Source organism: Paraburkholderia sp. EG286B, from assembly GCF_040965655.1.
GTDB lineage: Bacteria > Pseudomonadota > Gammaproteobacteria > Burkholderiales > Burkholderiaceae > Paraburkholderia.
Window position 1 is genome coordinate 17,696 of sequence record NZ_JBFRCF010000006.1, and the last position, 13,741, is coordinate 31,436.

At 67.5% G+C, this 13,741-nt stretch carries 12 protein-coding genes and 2 tRNA genes; 2 read left to right on the top strand and 12 right to left on the bottom strand.

The window, feature by feature from the left end; all coding sequences use genetic code 11:
* Positions 1-37 precede the first annotated feature (37 nt).
* The 5 genes from fumC to AB4Y42_RS14245 form a co-directional block, all read right to left on the bottom strand.
* Positions 38-1,447, bottom strand: a complete 1,410-nt coding sequence (fumC, locus tag AB4Y42_RS14225) for a class II fumarate hydratase (protein WP_368694568.1) — start codon at positions 1,445-1,447, stop codon at positions 38-40.
* Between the two features lie 238 nt (positions 1,448-1,685).
* Positions 1,686-3,320, bottom strand: coding sequence for a phospholipase D family protein (locus tag AB4Y42_RS14230; RefSeq protein ID WP_368694738.1), 1,635 nt, complete (start codon positions 3,318-3,320; stop codon positions 1,686-1,688).
* A gap of 213 nt (positions 3,321-3,533) precedes the next feature.
* On the bottom strand, positions 3,534-4,496 hold the full coding sequence (locus AB4Y42_RS14235) for a bile acid:sodium symporter family protein (RefSeq protein ID WP_368694569.1): 963 nt from the start codon (positions 4,494-4,496) through the stop codon (positions 3,534-3,536).
* A gap of 216 nt (positions 4,497-4,712) precedes the next feature.
* Positions 4,713-6,122 carry an MATE family efflux transporter gene (locus tag AB4Y42_RS14240; protein WP_368686636.1) on the bottom strand — a complete coding sequence of 470 codons (1,410 nt, stop codon included), beginning with the start codon at positions 6,120-6,122 and terminating at the stop codon, positions 4,713-4,715.
* 145 nt (positions 6,123-6,267) lie between these two features.
* Positions 6,268-6,489, bottom strand: a complete 222-nt coding sequence (locus tag AB4Y42_RS14245; RefSeq protein ID WP_028206712.1) for an RNA-binding S4 domain-containing protein — start codon at positions 6,487-6,489, stop codon at positions 6,268-6,270.
* 308 nt (positions 6,490-6,797) lie between these two features.
* On the opposite strand from AB4Y42_RS14245, the gene AB4Y42_RS14250 reads away from it, so the two are divergent.
* Both AB4Y42_RS14250 and AB4Y42_RS14255 read left to right on the top strand, forming a co-directional pair.
* Complete coding sequence (locus AB4Y42_RS14250; protein WP_368694570.1) at positions 6,798-7,298, top strand: hypothetical protein; 501 nt, start codon at positions 6,798-6,800, stop codon at positions 7,296-7,298.
* A 163-nt stretch (positions 7,299-7,461) separates the two neighbouring features.
* Positions 7,462-9,720, top strand: a complete 2,259-nt coding sequence (locus tag AB4Y42_RS14255; protein ID WP_368694571.1) for an ATP-dependent helicase — start codon at positions 7,462-7,464, stop codon at positions 9,718-9,720.
* 46 nt (positions 9,721-9,766) lie between these two features.
* Here AB4Y42_RS14255 and AB4Y42_RS14260 read toward each other — a convergent pair whose 3' ends face one another.
* From AB4Y42_RS14260 to AB4Y42_RS14290, 7 genes are all read right to left on the bottom strand, one after another.
* Positions 9,767-10,528, bottom strand: coding sequence for a DUF4088 family protein (locus AB4Y42_RS14260; RefSeq protein WP_254354957.1), 762 nt, complete (start codon positions 10,526-10,528; stop codon positions 9,767-9,769).
* Positions 10,529-10,662: 134 nt separating this feature from the next.
* A complete protein-coding gene (locus AB4Y42_RS14265; RefSeq protein WP_069262594.1) occupies positions 10,663-10,986 on the bottom strand; it encodes an AzlD domain-containing protein in 324 nt (107 codons plus the stop codon).
* The gene (locus AB4Y42_RS14270; protein ID WP_368694739.1) at positions 10,983-11,711 is read right to left on the bottom strand and encodes an AzlC family ABC transporter permease; all 729 of its coding nucleotides are present in this window, start codon (positions 11,709-11,711) and stop codon (positions 10,983-10,985) included. Before AB4Y42_RS14270 ends, AB4Y42_RS14265 begins: the two co-directional genes overlap by 4 nt.
* 139 nt (positions 11,712-11,850) lie before the next feature.
* On the bottom strand, positions 11,851-12,753 hold the full coding sequence (locus AB4Y42_RS14275) for an AraC family transcriptional regulator (RefSeq protein WP_368605506.1): 903 nt from the start codon (positions 12,751-12,753) through the stop codon (positions 11,851-11,853).
* Positions 12,754-12,781: 28 nt separating this feature from the next.
* A complete protein-coding gene (locus tag AB4Y42_RS14280) occupies positions 12,782-13,273 on the bottom strand; it encodes a CreA family protein (RefSeq protein ID WP_342945431.1) in 492 nt (163 codons plus the stop codon).
* A 108-nt stretch (positions 13,274-13,381) separates the two neighbouring features.
* Positions 13,382-13,457: transfer RNA gene (locus AB4Y42_RS14285), tRNA-Asn, on the bottom strand.
* A 79-nt stretch (positions 13,458-13,536) separates the two neighbouring features.
* Positions 13,537-13,612: transfer RNA gene (locus AB4Y42_RS14290), tRNA-Asn, on the bottom strand.
* Between the last annotated feature and the right edge of the window lie 129 nt (positions 13,613-13,741).

The following is a 13,741-nucleotide window of genomic DNA, read 5'->3' on the forward strand; positions in this document are numbered from 1 at the left end:
CGCCGCCCGTTGTGCATTTCAGCCCTGCAAATCAAGCCTATTGCTTCGCGTTGCCCACCATCTCGCCGGGCTTCACCCACTCGTCGAACTGCTGCTCGGTCACGTGTCCCAGCGCGAGCGCGGCGGCCTTGAGCGTGGTGCCTTCCTTGTGCGCCTTCTTGGCGATCTGCGCGGCCTTGTCGTAGCCGATGTGCGGATTGAGCGCCGTCACGAGCATGAGCGATTCGTTGAGCAGCGTGTCGATGCGCGAGCGGTTCGGCTCGATCCCCACCGCGCAGTGATCGTTGAAGCTGAGCGCGCCGTCGGCGAGCATGCGGATGGACTGCAGCACGTTGTGCGCGATCATCGGGCGGAACACGTTCAGCTCGAAGTTGCCGCTCGCGCCGCCCATGTTTACGGCGACGTCGTTGCCGAACACCTGGCAGCAGAGCATCGTCACTGCTTCGGACTGCGTAGGGTTCACCTTGCCCGGCATGATCGAGCTGCCCGGCTCGTTCTCGGGAATCGACAGCTCGCCCAGGCCGCAGCGCGGGCCGCTCGCGAGCCAGCGAATGTCGTTGGCGATCTTCATGAGGCTCGCCGCCACGGTCTTGAGCGCGCCGTGCGCGAACACGAGCGCGTCGGCGGCGGCCATCACCTCGAACTTGTTGGGCGCGGTGACGAAGGGCACGCCCGTGAGCTTCGCAATGCTTTCCGCCACCTTGTGCGCGAACTGTGGATGCGCGTTCAGACCCGTGCCCACGGCCGTGCCGCCCTGCGCGAGTTCGTAGAGATGCGGCAATGACGATTCCACGTGCTTGATGCCGTGATCGAGCTGCGCGACGTAGCCTGAAAACTCCTGGCCGAGCGTCAGCGGCGTCGCGTCCTGCAGGTGCGTGCGGCCGATCTTCACGATGTCGGCAAAGGCCTTCGCCTTCGCATCGAGCGTATCGCGCAGCGTCTTGAGCGCCGGCAGCAGATGCTTGACGATGCCGTAGGCGGCGGCCACGTGCATCGCGGTCGGGAACACGTCGTTGGACGACTGGCCGCGGTTGACGTCGTCGTTCGGATGCACCTTGCGCGCCTCGCCGCGCTCGCCGCCCAGAATCTCGCTCGCGCGGTTCGCAATCACCTCGTTGAGGTTCATGTTGGTTTGCGTGCCGGAGCCCGTTTGCCAGACCGCGAGCGGGAATTCGCCCGGATGCTTGCCCGCGATGATCTCGTCGGCGGCCTGCATGATCGCGTGCGCCCTGGTCTCGTCGAGCACGCCCAGCGAGAGATTCACTTCGGCCGCGGCGCGCTTGATCGTCGCGAGCGCGGTGATCAGTTCCGGCGACTGCTTTTCGGTGGAGATACGGAAGTTCTGCAGCGATCGCTGCGTCTGCGCGCCCCAAAGCTGCTGGGCGGGCACGGCGATCTCGCCGAACGTGTCGCGCTCCATGCGGACGTTTTCGTTGCTTGCGGTCATTTGATACTCCGGTGATTGAGACGGCGCCTTCGGCTCGCGCGGCTTGCGCTGCGCAGGAGTGCGCCGCTCTCGTGACGGGTTCGGATCCGCGTGGTGGCTGGGTCGCGGCGGCGCTGCGCGTCTCGCATGACAAAGGTGACGCAAGCGGCTTCGCGGCTGGCTCGACGGCGGACGGTACGACGTAAGTCAAGCGTTCTACGTTTTGCGCGCCCGATAGCGACGTGCGCTCAAAGCCGCTTCAAAGCTGGCTATCGACCGGCAACAGCAAGAATAGCCCGGTTAGGACATTTCTGTAGAAACCCGCACCAGGGTCGAGGTTGTAGGTGCGGATCATGCCGTTCTCCTCGTCGGTCCAGACGAGCGCCGAGTTGACCGTCGTGCCTTTGAGCAGCGCCAGTTGCGCGGGCGTCGCGAGCGTCACGCGGTAGCTCACCTGCGGCGAGATCGCGCGCTTGAACAGGTCGGCGACTTCATGCGCGATGGTCGGACTCTCGACTGTGAGCGCAAGCTCGGTGTTCAGGCGCGCCGAGCGCGGATCGAGATTGAGCGAGCCGATCACGAGCGTGCTGTCGTCGATCACGTAGGCCTTGGCGTGCAGGCTCGCGCGCGAGCGCGAACCGACCACGCCGAAGCGCTGCTCGTCATCGTGCTCGCCCTGCTGCGGCTTGAACTCATAGAGCTCGGTGCCGGCCTCAAGCAGCGGCACGCGGTAGGGGCTGTAGCCGGCCTGCACCGCCACGGCGTCGGTGGCGGCGAGCGAATTGGTGAGAATCGCCACGCGCACGCCGCGCGAGGTGAGCGCGCGGATGGCCTGCACGCCCGCGTCGTGCGGTACGAAGTACGGCGAGAACACCAGCACGCTGCTGTGCGCATGATGGATGCGCTCGAGCAGCGCGCGCATGGCGTCGCCCAGCTCGCCTTTCTCGGTGCCCGCGATCTTGCCGGGCGAGTCGGCCACGAACGCCCATTTCGCCCAGACGAGCCCGAGCGTGTTGCCCGCGATCTGCTGTGCGAGCGGCGTGGCGTTGAGCGGCTTGGCGTTGTAGGGTTCGGCGCTCTCGCGCCAATGCTTGCGCAGGTCGTCGCGGGCGGCGTCCAGATTGTGTGCGTCGAACTTCTGATGATTGAGCACGCGCAAGGGGTAGGAGATCGAGCTGTTCCAGTACTCGTCGAAGCTCGCCGAGACGCTTTGCGCGACCGGGCCCGCTGTGAGTACGTCGAGGTCGCGGAAGTCGATCGTCGGGCTCGCGTTGAAGTACTCGTCGCCGAGATTGCGACCGCCGACGATCGCCATTTCGTTGTCGACGATCGTCGCCTTGTTGTGCATGCGGCGCGTGAACTGGTCGACGTTCGTGAAGAAGTTGCGCGTGCGCAGGTACATCGACTCGCTCGTGCTGCCGTACGGATTGAACACGCGGATCTGGATGTTCGGATGGCTGTTTAGCGCGGCCATCAGGCGGTCGATGTCGTGAAAGTTCAGGTCGTCGACCAGCATGCGCACGCGTACGCCGCGATCGGCCGCATAGAGCGCCGAGCCGAGCAGCAGCTTGCCGGTGGTGTCCTCGTTGGCCATGTAGTACTGCATGTCGAGCGTCTTCGTCGCCGCGCGCCCGAGTGCGACGCGCATCTGCAGCGAGTCGGTGCCGGTGGCGAGCAGGCGAAAGCCCGATTCGTCGGGATGAGCCGCAACGGGGGCGGCGAGCGCGGCGCCGAGCGGCGTGGCGCTGGCTTGCTGTGCCGGCAGCGCCACGCTCGTCTCGCGCGGGTAGTCCGTGGCGGGCGGCCGCGTCGCGCAACCGGCGACCAGCGCGAGGCAAACGAGCGCGAAGCAGGCTCGGAACGAGGCCTGCAGCGGCGCGCGCCGCAAGGTCATGGGTTGCGTAACGGCTTCGGATCGGGCGGGATGCGCGGGCAAACGGATTCTCCATGGCGGCGCGCCGCGTGATGGTTCGTTTTCATTGCACGGCTTCACGAAGATTCTACGGGAAGCGGCCCACCTGGCTTGCGGCGGCGGACACGCTGCGTTTGCAATTTCCGGGCCGCAAGCATCTGAGGTTTGAGCGCGGCCGGAAATGTCCGCGGTTGTTCAAACGCGCTCGGTCGACGCGTTCGCAGCGCCTTGCGCATCGCGCGTGCTGCCGCGCGCCGGCTTGCCGGCCCAGTAGCCGGCGAGCACCGAGCCCGAGAGGTTGTGCCACACCGAGAAGAGCGCGCCCGGCAGGGCGGCGAGCGGCGAGAAGTAGAGCTTGCCGAGCGTCGCGGCGAGGCCCGAGTTCTGCATGCCCACTTCGATGGCCAGCGTGCGGCACACCGATTCGTCGAAGCCGAGCAGGCGGCCGCCCCAGTAGCCGCCGAGCAGGCCGATGCCGTTGTGCAGCACCACCCCGAGCGCGACGAGCGGACCGACCGTGGCGATGCTCGCATGCGTGCCGCCCACCACGGCGGCGATGATCGCGAGGATCGACACCATGGAGACGAGCGGCAGCACCGGCTCGACGCGGCGCACGAGCGAGCCCGCGAGGCGGTTCACGACGAGGCCGATGGCGATCGGCAGGCCGACGATCTGCAGGATGCTCATGAGCATGCCGCGCACGTCGACGACGATCGAGGCATCGACGTAAAGGCGCGTCAGGAGCGGCGTCGCGAAGACGCCGACGAGGGTGGAGAGCGCGCTGATCGTCACCGAAAGCGCGACGTCGCCGCGCGCGAGATAGATCATCACGTTCGATGCCGTGCCGCTCGCCACGCTGCCCACGAGCACCATGCCCGCGGTGAGATCGGGCGGCATGTGCAGCACTTTGGCGATTGCCCAGGCGGCCAGCGGCATGACGAGGTAGTGCAGGAAGATGCCCGCGGCGACCGGCGCGGGCCGCGTGAAGACGCGCTGGAAGTCGGCGAACGAGAGCGTGACGCCCATCGACAGCATGATGATCATCAGGAGCGTCGTGACGTGCGGCGCGATCGGCGCGACGAGGCCCGGATCGAAGTAGGCGAGCAGGGAAACGAGGACGGCCCAGAGCGGGAAGAGTCGGGTAATCGGGGCAAGCATGAAGGGGTGGTCCGTGAGTGGGTTCGTTATGCGTTGGCGCACGGCAAGCGGTGCCGGGGTGGCCGGCGGCGCTCGCGGGGCGCGGCTGTCTCCAGTCCCATGCAGCGCACGGTTCTTGCCCTCGTGGGACGGACGCCGCTCGCGGCGCCAGGCGCGTATTTTAACCGGTCGAGCCGGTGCGGCCCGGCCGGTTAAGTAAACGCTTCAGGCTGCGCTTCAGGCCGCACGGCTCGCCGTGGCGGCATGAGCCGGCGAGCGCCGGCTCATGCGGTGAAAGCGCCACGTCATGAGCACGGCGACGGTGGTCAGCCCGGCCGCCAGGCCCCACCAGAGCCCGAGCGCACCGAGGCCGAAGTGAAACGCGAGCGCGTAGCCGAGCGGAAAGCCGATGCCCCAGTAGCCGAGCGTGGCCGCGAGCATCGGCACGCGCGTGTCCTTGAGGCCGCGCAGGCAGCCCGAACCCACGGTCTGTGCGCCGTCGACGATCTGGAAGATGGCCGCGACGCCGAGCAGCGTGGCGGCGAGCGAAACGGTGTGCGCATTGGCCGGGTCGTCGAGATGCAGGTAGAGCCCGACGATCCAGTGCGGCGCCAGCACCATCACGAGCGCCGAGAGCGACATGAAGCCGACGCCGAGCCCGAGTGCGACGAAGCCCGCATGGCGCGCCGCGCGCGGCACGCCCGCGCCGGACCAGTAACCCACGCGCACGTTGGCCGCCTGGCCGATCGCGAGCGGCACCATGAACGTGACGGAGGCCACGTTCAGGGCGATCTGGTGCGCCGCGAGCGGCGTCTCGCCGAGCAGGCCCGCGAGCAGCCCGGTGGCGAGAAAGAGCGTCGCTTCGACCGCATAGGTGATCGCAACCGGCCAGCCGATCGTGAAGAGTTCGCCCATCAGCGGCGCAGTGGGCCGGCGCGCGACGACGAAACGCTGGTGCGAAGGTCGCAGGTGCAGCAGCGCCATCAGCACGAACGCGGTGAGCCACACGGTGATCGTCGTCGCCACCGCCGAGCCGAGAAAGCCGAGGCGCGGCAGGCCCCACGCACCGTGGATCAGGCCGAAGTTGAGAAAACCGTTGATGAACACGCACGCAACCGACACCCACAGCAGGCGCCGCGCCGCGCCGATGGCGGGCAGGAACGAGCGCATGAGCCCCACGCCGATGAGGCTGGCGGGCGCGCCCCAGCGCAGGACGGCCGTGTATTCGCCGATGTGATGCGCGAGCAGCGTCGGCTCCCCGAGGGCGCGCAGGATCGGCTCGGCAAACGAGAGCAGCGCGAACGCCGGCACCGAGAGCAGCAGGGACAGCGCGAAACCGGTCCAGTAGATGTGCGGTACGTGGCTTTCGTTGTCGGCGCCACGCGCCTGCGCCACGCTCACGCTCACCGAGGTCAGCACGCCCTGCAGCACGGTCACCACCACGAAGAACAGGTTGGCGCCGAGGCCGCCCGCGGCGAGCGCGTCGGCGCCGAGCGAGCCGAGCAGCACCGTGTCGGTCACGCTCATCGCCATCTGCGAGAGCTGGGCGATCGCGAGCGGCCCGGCGAGGCGGGCGGTATCGGCGGCATGGCGGCGCAGTGTGGGCGGTGCGGCAACGGCGCGGCGGGAAAGCGTGGTTCGAGTCATGAAAAACAAGCGGCGCGAGATAAGCGCGCCGCGTGGCAGGGTTCGTCTGTCAAAACTGAAAGCTTATTGCGAGACAGCGACCTTGTCGATCCAGATGCTCAAATCTGGTGCATAGCCGGCGCCTGCGGACAAGTTTCGGCGGGGCTCACTCGCTCGCCTTGATGGCAATGCGCGTGTCGCCGAGCAGCACGGCCTGGCCCGCGCGGATCTTGCACGTCTTGCGCAGCTCGACTTCGCCGTCCACCTTCACCGCGCCCGAGGCGACGATCTGCTTGGCCGAGCCGCCGCTGTCGGCGAGTCCGGTGATCTTCAGGAGGTTGTGCAGTTCGACGTAGTCGCCGGTCAGCGTGAAATCGAGGTTGGGCATGGCGGATTCAGATTCGAAAGGCGTGCGGCTAGCGCGCGAAGGGTGAGCATCATAAGCGATGGCAGCCTGCCACAGCGTCTGTCACCGAATTCGTCACATCCGGGGGCCAGATGTTATGAATTCGTCAGTAAATGAAACGTTGAGTAACGTCGCGGGACCCCGCGGCGATCTTCATACCAAAATGGTTTCACCCGGATCGACAGCGCCGCCCAGGTTTTTCCTGCGCGGCTCCATCGAGCGGGGGTGCGGATGTGGCGGGCTTGCCCGCTGCAAAAGCGCCTTCGGAACCACTGCAAAGAGGATACGCCATGACCCAGATCGCCAAGCTGCTCACTGCTACCGCCGCTTTTGCCACCGTGACCACTGCCGCCGTATTCGCGCAGGGCGCGTATGCCCAAAACGCGACTCAGGGCGCGACCCAGGCCGGCGAAGCCCCAACGATGGCGCCTTCCGGCGCACCGGCCATGGCGCCCGGCGCCGCCCCGGGCCAAGCGCCGAGCCAGGCGCCCGCCGCCGCGGGCATCGCGCAGCCCGCTCCCGCGCCGCAGGGCATGACCGCACCGCAGTCCGCCGACCCGCTGGTGCAAAAGCGCAACGCGAACGCGGCGGCGAACGCCGAATACCGCAGCGCGAAGAAGTCGGCGAACGCCGAGTACGGCGACGCGAAGAAGCAGGCGAAGTCGCAGTACAAGGCGCAGGTGAAGGACGCGAAGATCAACCACAAGGCCGACCGTCAGGCCAACGACTCGGAAATGAAGGACCAGATGAACGGCATGTCGGCCCAGCAGCAGGGCGGCCAGTCGCAGTGACGAGCGGCTGATGCCGATGGCGCCTGCGCCCTCTGGGGCGCAGGCTTTGCCAGGCTTGTAAGCGGCGGCGTCCGGCAACGGGCGCCGCCGTTTCGTTTGGTGACTCCCGGAGGTCGGCGACGTAACGCGCCACGGCGTTGTCGTTAAATCCCGCCAGATCGCCATGGAATCAGGCGCTTGCGGATGCGGGGTGTATGGATATACAGTATGCGTCGCTCCTTCCCGATTCGCCTCGTTCATCGTCCCAGCGCCCGCCGTGTCCACCGTTTCCGTTGCCGATTCCTCTGCCTCCGATGCCAGCCAGGCGCGCGCCGAAGCGGCCAATGCCGTTTCCGCGTGGCTCGCGAAACTCAACGACGCGCAGCGCGAGGCCGTCGAGCACGGCGGCGAAGCGGGCTATGCGCCGGGTTCGGCGCTGCCGGGCCCGCTGCTCGTGATCGCGGGCGCCGGGTCGGGCAAGACGAATACGCTCGCTCACCGCGTCGCGCATCTGATCGCGGGCGGCGCCGACCCGCACCGCATTCTGCTGCTCACGTTCTCGCGGCGCGCCGCGCAGGAAATGACGCGGCGCGTGGCGCGCATCGCCGCCAGCGCGCCGGGCGCGGCTGCCGTGCTCGCGCAGGGGCTCAGCTGGGCGGGCACCTTTCACGGCGTGGGCGCGCGGTTGCTGCGCGAGTACGCGGATCACATCGGCCTGTCGCCGGCGTTCACGATCAACGACCGCGAGGATTCCGCGGATCTCATGAATCTGGTGCGCCACGAGCTGGGTTTCTCGGCCAAGGAAAAGCGCTTCCCCTCGAAATCGACTTGCCTCGCGATCTATTCGCGCGCGGTCAATACGGGCGACTCGCTCGCCAATGTACTCAACCGTTCGTTCTCGTGGTGCCTCGAGTGGGAGCCGCAGCTACGTGCGCTGTTCGCCTCGTACGTGGACGCCAAGCAGAAGCAGAACGTCCTCGACTACGACGACCTGCTGCTCTACTGGGCACACATGGCCGCGGAGCCGGCCATTGCCGCCGATCTCGCGGGCCGTTTCGACCACATCCTCGTCGACGAATACCAGGACACCAACCGTCTGCAGGCCTCGATCCTGCTCGCGCTCAAGCCCGATGGCCGCGGCCTCACCGTGGTCGGCGACGACGCCCAGGCGATCTATTCGTTTCGCGGCGCGACCGTGCGCAACATTCTCGACTTCCCGGCGCAGTTCGATCCGCCCGCGCGTCAGGTGACGCTCGAGCGCAACTACCGTTCGACGGCGCCGATCCTCGCGGCCTCGAACGCGGTGATCGACGCCGCCGCCGAGCGCTTCACCAAAAACCTGTGGACCGACCGCCCCTCGCAGCAGCGCCCGCGCCTCGTCACCGTGGCCGACGAGGCCACCCAGGCGCGCTACGTCGTCGAGCAGATTCTCGAGGCGCGCGAAGCGGGCATGAAGCTCAAGCAGCAGGCCGTGCTGTTTCGCGCGGCGCACCACAGCGCGACGCTCGAAATCGAACTGGCGCGGCGCAATATCCCGTTCGTGAAGTTCGGCGGACTGCGTTTTCTCGACGCCGCGCACGTGAAAGACGTGCTGGCGGTGCTGCGCTGGGCCGAGAATCCGCTTGACCGTGTGGCGGGGTTTCGCGTGACGCAGTTGCTGCCGGGCGTTGGGCCCGCCAACGCCGCGCGCCTGCTCGACCAGGTCGCCGCGTGCACGGGCGCGTATCGCGCCGCCGAGGCGCTCGCGGCATTCGCGCCGCCGCCGCGCGCGGCCGAGGACTGGCCCGCGTTTGCGTCGCTCATCGACAGCCTCTCGATGCGCTCGACGCCGTGGCCCGCCGAGTTCGAACGCGTGCGGCGCTGGTACGAACCGCATCTCGAGCGCAATCACGAAGACGCCCAGATGCGTCTCGCCGACTTGCTGCAGATGGAGAGCATCGCGAGCACCTACGCCTCGCGCGAGCGTTTTCTCACCGAACTCACACTCGATCCGCCCGACGCCACGAGCGCCGAATCCGCCGATCCGCTGCTCGACGAGGACTATCTGATCCTCTCGACGATCCATTCGGCGAAGGGGCAGGAGTGGCGCAACGTGTTCGTGCTCAACGGCGTGGACGGCTGCATTCCATCCGATCTCGGCGCGGGCAGCGACGAGGAACTGGAGGAGGAGCGGCGGCTGCTCTATGTGGCGATGACGCGCGCGAAGGAGGATCTGCACATCGTCGTGCCGCAGCGCTTTTATGTGCACAACCAGGTGGCGTCGGGCGACCGGCACGTGTGGGCCTCGCGCACGCGCTTCATCGCGACGCCCATGCTGCCGCTGTTCGAATCCCGCGCATGGCCGCCCGCGCCCGTGGCGAGCGCGCCGAGCGCGGCCGGACTCGCCGCAGCCGCGCAGGCGAAGGTCGAGATCGCCGCGAAGCTCAGGAAGATGTGGGATTGAGGTGGAAAGCGGGGCGCGCGCCGTTTTCAGGCGCGCGCGCCAGCGCTTAGCGCCGCTGCTCGCGTGCCGTGCTGCGCTGCGGCGGCATGAAGAAGTTGCGCATCCACGCGGCGAGGCGCGTGAACACATCGTCGGGCTCCTCGACGAAAATCTCGGGCTTGAGCAGGCGCAGATACTCCATGATCTGTTGCGCTTCCTGCTTCTGGAACACGCCATGCGTCACGCCGAGCCTCAGCAGCCCGCGCAGCTCGCCCAGACGCTCGCGCGCCGCACTGCCGCTCGCCTGTTCACAGCCGATCTTCGCTTCGTACACACGCTGACGCAACGACTCGGTGAGGCGCCACGCGGGCGTCTGCATCGACTCTTCGAGGGCCTGGATGTCCTGCACGCCCGACTTGATCTGTGCCGCCAGCGGATCGACCAGCGTGTCGTCGCCCTGGGCTTCGCTCACGATGGCCGCCGCCCAGTCGCGGCACTGCTTCGAGAGTTCGTCGGGCGTCCACTCGGGCCGCGACGCGAAGCCGAAACCGAATTCGCCTGCCTGACGCATCAGGATCGAGACGACCTCGGGGAATTCCTTGTCGAGCGTGCGCTTGGCCCACGCGTACTGGCCGCCTTGCAGGAGCCGCTGGACGGCGTGCTCCGTGAGCGGCGTCATGTTGTCGAGCAGCTTCGCGCGCAGGTAGTCCTCGAATTCCGGCGTGGCGAATTGCGGGTCGAGTTTGAGCGAGACGCGCAGGAACGCGTCGAAATCCTTGCGCAGCGACGCAAGCGTTTCGTCCTTCAGGTTAAGGGTGATATGCCCCATTGTGGTTGCCCCGGTGTAATCCTTGTCGCTTCTCGCGTGCTCTCGCCGTTCGAGCAGTGGCCTGCCAGAGCAGGCCCTGACGGGTTTAACGGCGCTCCGGGGTGAAACTTGAGCGTAAGGGGCGACGCTTGCCTCTAGCGCAGGACAACGCCTTGCCAGAGGAAGAACACGCCGAGCCCGATCGCAATGGTGAGGAGCGGGCGCTTCGTGAGCGCGCTGACGACGATCGCCGCGAGCGCGCCGACGAGCTGCGGGTTGCGCCAGGTCAGCTCGGCGCCCTGACCGTGGGGCGAGACCGCCATCGGCACGATGATCGCCGTGAGCACGGTGACGGGCACGAAGCCGAGCGCGGTGCGCACGAGCGGCGGAAATACCAGCCGGTCGCCGAGCACGAACACCGCAGTGCGAATGACCAGGGTGATCAGGGCCATGCCGAGAATCAGGACGACGTAGTTCATTGTCCGGCTCCTGCGGTGCGTTGGACGTTGGGGGACTTGCGGGAGGACTCTCTGCCGGCGCGGGCGCCGCGCGACGAACCTGGCCGTGAGAGCACGACACCCACGACCACGCCCGCGAGCACGGCGCCGAGCAGCCCGAGCTTGTACGGCCAGCCCTGCCAGAAAAAGGCGAGCGCGCCCGCCGTCGCGGCGGCGGCGAGGTAGCGCAAGGCGACCAGCTGTGGCACGACGATGGCGATGAAGGTCGCGACCATCGCGAAGTCGAGGCCGAGCGACTGCAGACCCGGGAACGCCGCGCCGAACAGCAGGCCGGCCGCGGTCCAGAGTTGCCAGTTCAGGTACATCGAGAGGCCCGAGCCGAGGAAATGCCACGGCGAGACGTCGTCGCCGGGCGGATGGCGGCGCAAATGCGCCCACGCGACGGCGAAGACCTCATCGGTGAGCAGGCTGCCGAGCACGAGCCGCCAGCGCAGCGGCAGGTGCGAGATATAGGGCGCGAGCGTCGCGCTATAGAGCACGTGGCGCAGGTTCACGATGAACGTGGTGGCCCAAATCACCGCGAAGCTCGCGTGCGAAGCGATCAGCCCGAGCGCGATGAACTGCGCGGAGCCGGCGAACACGGCGAGCGACATGAACTGGCCGTGCCAGAGCGAAAGCGGGCCCGAGGTGACGAGCGTGCCGAAGATCACGCCGAAGGGCGCGGCGCCGATCATCATGGGGATCATGTCGCGCGCGCCGGCGATGAATTCGGCAAGGCGGTTGGGATGCGTGGTCAAACTGTTCCTCCTGATACAAGGGGACAGCATAGCGGGCCGCCTTACGCGTGGCTTGTACGTTCTTGCGGCGGGATGCGGGCCGGCGCGTTCAGGACGACTGCCAGCGCCCCGGCGGCACGCCGAACATGCGCCGAAAGTGTCGCGTGAAATGGCTCTGGTCGGTGAAACCGCTCGCGGCGGCGACCTCGGCAACCGTAGCGCCTTCGCGCAGCGGGGCGAGGGCGCGTTGCAGGCGCAGCTGGGTGCGCCAGGCGTGCGGCGGCAGCCCGGTTGCCTGCGTGAAGAGCCGCGTGGCGTGAAACGGCGAGAGGCCGACCGCCTGGGCGAGATCGGCCACGCGCAGCGGCGTGGCGAGATCGGCGGCGAGGAGCGCCTTCATCGTTTCCACGCGGGGATCGTTCGGGCCGTGTTTGAGCGCCGCCTCGCGCGTGCGGCCGTAGCGCGTGAGCAGCGTCGAGAGTGCGTCGAGCAGCGAGCCTTCCACGGCGAGGAGGTCGGCACAAGGCGCCGAAGGCGATGCCGGACTGGCGCTCGCGCCGGGTTCGGGCACGGCTGCGCCGCGCCGCCAGTCCGCGTCGGCTTCCAGCAGCCGGTGGGCGCGCGAGAGCCGGTGCGCGAGATCGAGATCGTGGATCACCTCGGCGTCGAACCACGGCAGCGGCTGCGTGCGCCCGGCGATTTCGCCGGCGAGCTCGTGCAGGAAGTCGATCGGCACGTACATCACCCGATAGCTCCAGCCTTCTTCGACGGCGCGTGAACCCGTATGCAGCTCCCCCGGATTGATCACCGGCACGCTGCCCGTCGCGGCGACATGCTGCGTGCCGCGATAGCGAAAGCATTCCGCGCCGCCCTCGATCACGGGGATCGTGTAGGCCTCGTGCCAGTGCGGCGCGAACGTATGTTGGTTGTATTCGGCCGTGACGAGATCCGCGCCGGGCAGAAGCGGCGTGCGCCAGTAGCGGGCGGAGTCTCGAAAACGGGAACCGGTCATGGTGAAGGATCCTGCACGGATCCCCAGTTTAGCGCAGCGGAATCGTCGTGCCCGCGGGCACCGGCACGGCCGTGACGCTGTTCTTGGCGCTGCCGCTCACCACGCGGTCGCTGTAGGTCAGATACACGAGCGCGTTGCGCTTCGCGTCGACCACGCGCACGACGTGCAGCGTCTTGAAGAGGAACGACATGCGCTCGTTGAAGACGTCGTCTTGCTGTTTGAGCGGACCTGCGAAGGAGATCGGCCCGACCTGCCGGCACGCGATCGATGCCTCGGTCGGATCTTCCGCAATGCCGAGCGTGCCCTTCACGCCGCCCGTGCGTGCGCGGGAGACGTAGCAGGTCACGCCTGGCACCTGCGGATCGTCGTAGGCCTCGACGACGACCTTGTCCGAGCCGGTCACGCGGAAGTTGGTGTTCACACTGCCGATCTGTTCGGCGTGGGCGGCGGCGCAGGCGACGAGGCTCGCGCAGGCGAGCAGCGGGCGCGCGAGGCAAGCGCAGAGGCGGGTGGATTTCATGCGGATTCCCGAAGATGACGAAGCGACATTATCGGGGAGGGTAGCGTGCGCCACGCGCGCAGCAAAAGAAAAAGGGGTTGCGTGCAACCACGCAACCCCTCGATATTTTGGCTCCCCGACCTGGGCTCGAACCAGGGACCTACGGATTAACAGTCCGGCGCTCTACCGACTGAGCTATCGGGGACCAGCAGTACAGCGACAACACTTTACGTCATAAAAAAGCCCGTTTTGCGTTGTGAACGCCAACGGGCTTTTGCGAATCTTGGCTCCCCGACCTGGGCTCGAACCAGGGACCTACGGATTAACAGTCCGGCGCTCTACCGACTGAGCTATCGGGGATCAACAAAAGCAGAGAACGAGATTCTATGGGGTCTGGCTGGGCCTGTCAATACCCTGTCGCGATCTGTTTAGGGCAATCCGCTGCGCGAGGGACTGTCCGTGTAAGCGACGGCGGCGGGAAGACACCCC

What these genes read in the sequence shown, in the direction of transcription:
- AB4Y42_RS14255 (WP_368694571.1), top strand. Translation starts at nt 7,462, where the DNA reads ATGGAATCAGGCGCTTGCGGATGCGGGGTGTATGGATATACAGTATGC.
- AB4Y42_RS14280 (WP_342945431.1), bottom strand. Translation starts at nt 13,273, where the DNA reads ATGAAATCCACCCGCCTCTGCGCTTGCCTCGCGCGCCCGCTGCTCGCC.
- AB4Y42_RS14250 (WP_368694570.1), top strand. Translation starts at nt 6,798, where the DNA reads ATGACCCAGATCGCCAAGCTGCTCACTGCTACCGCCGCTTTTGCCACC.
- AB4Y42_RS14240 (WP_368686636.1), bottom strand. Translation starts at nt 6,122, where the DNA reads ATGACTCGAACCACGCTTTCCCGCCGCGCCGTTGCCGCACCGCCCACA.
- fumC (WP_368694568.1), bottom strand. Translation starts at nt 1,447, where the DNA reads ATGACCGCAAGCAACGAAAACGTCCGCATGGAGCGCGACACGTTCGGC.
- AB4Y42_RS14265 (WP_069262594.1), bottom strand. Translation starts at nt 10,986, where the DNA reads ATGAACTACGTCGTCCTGATTCTCGGCATGGCCCTGATCACCCTGGTC.
- AB4Y42_RS14260 (WP_254354957.1), bottom strand. Translation starts at nt 10,528, where the DNA reads ATGGGGCATATCACCCTTAACCTGAAGGACGAAACGCTTGCGTCGCTG.
- AB4Y42_RS14235 (WP_368694569.1), bottom strand. Translation starts at nt 4,496, where the DNA reads ATGCTTGCCCCGATTACCCGACTCTTCCCGCTCTGGGCCGTCCTCGTT.
- AB4Y42_RS14230 (WP_368694738.1), bottom strand. Translation starts at nt 3,320, where the DNA reads ATGACCTTGCGGCGCGCGCCGCTGCAGGCCTCGTTCCGAGCCTGCTTC.
- AB4Y42_RS14245 (WP_028206712.1), bottom strand. Translation starts at nt 6,489, where the DNA reads ATGCCCAACCTCGATTTCACGCTGACCGGCGACTACGTCGAACTGCAC.
- AB4Y42_RS14270 (WP_368694739.1), bottom strand. Translation starts at nt 11,711, where the DNA reads ATGATCCCCATGATGATCGGCGCCGCGCCCTTCGGCGTGATCTTCGGC.
- AB4Y42_RS14275 (WP_368605506.1), bottom strand. Translation starts at nt 12,753, where the DNA reads ATGACCGGTTCCCGTTTTCGAGACTCCGCCCGCTACTGGCGCACGCCG.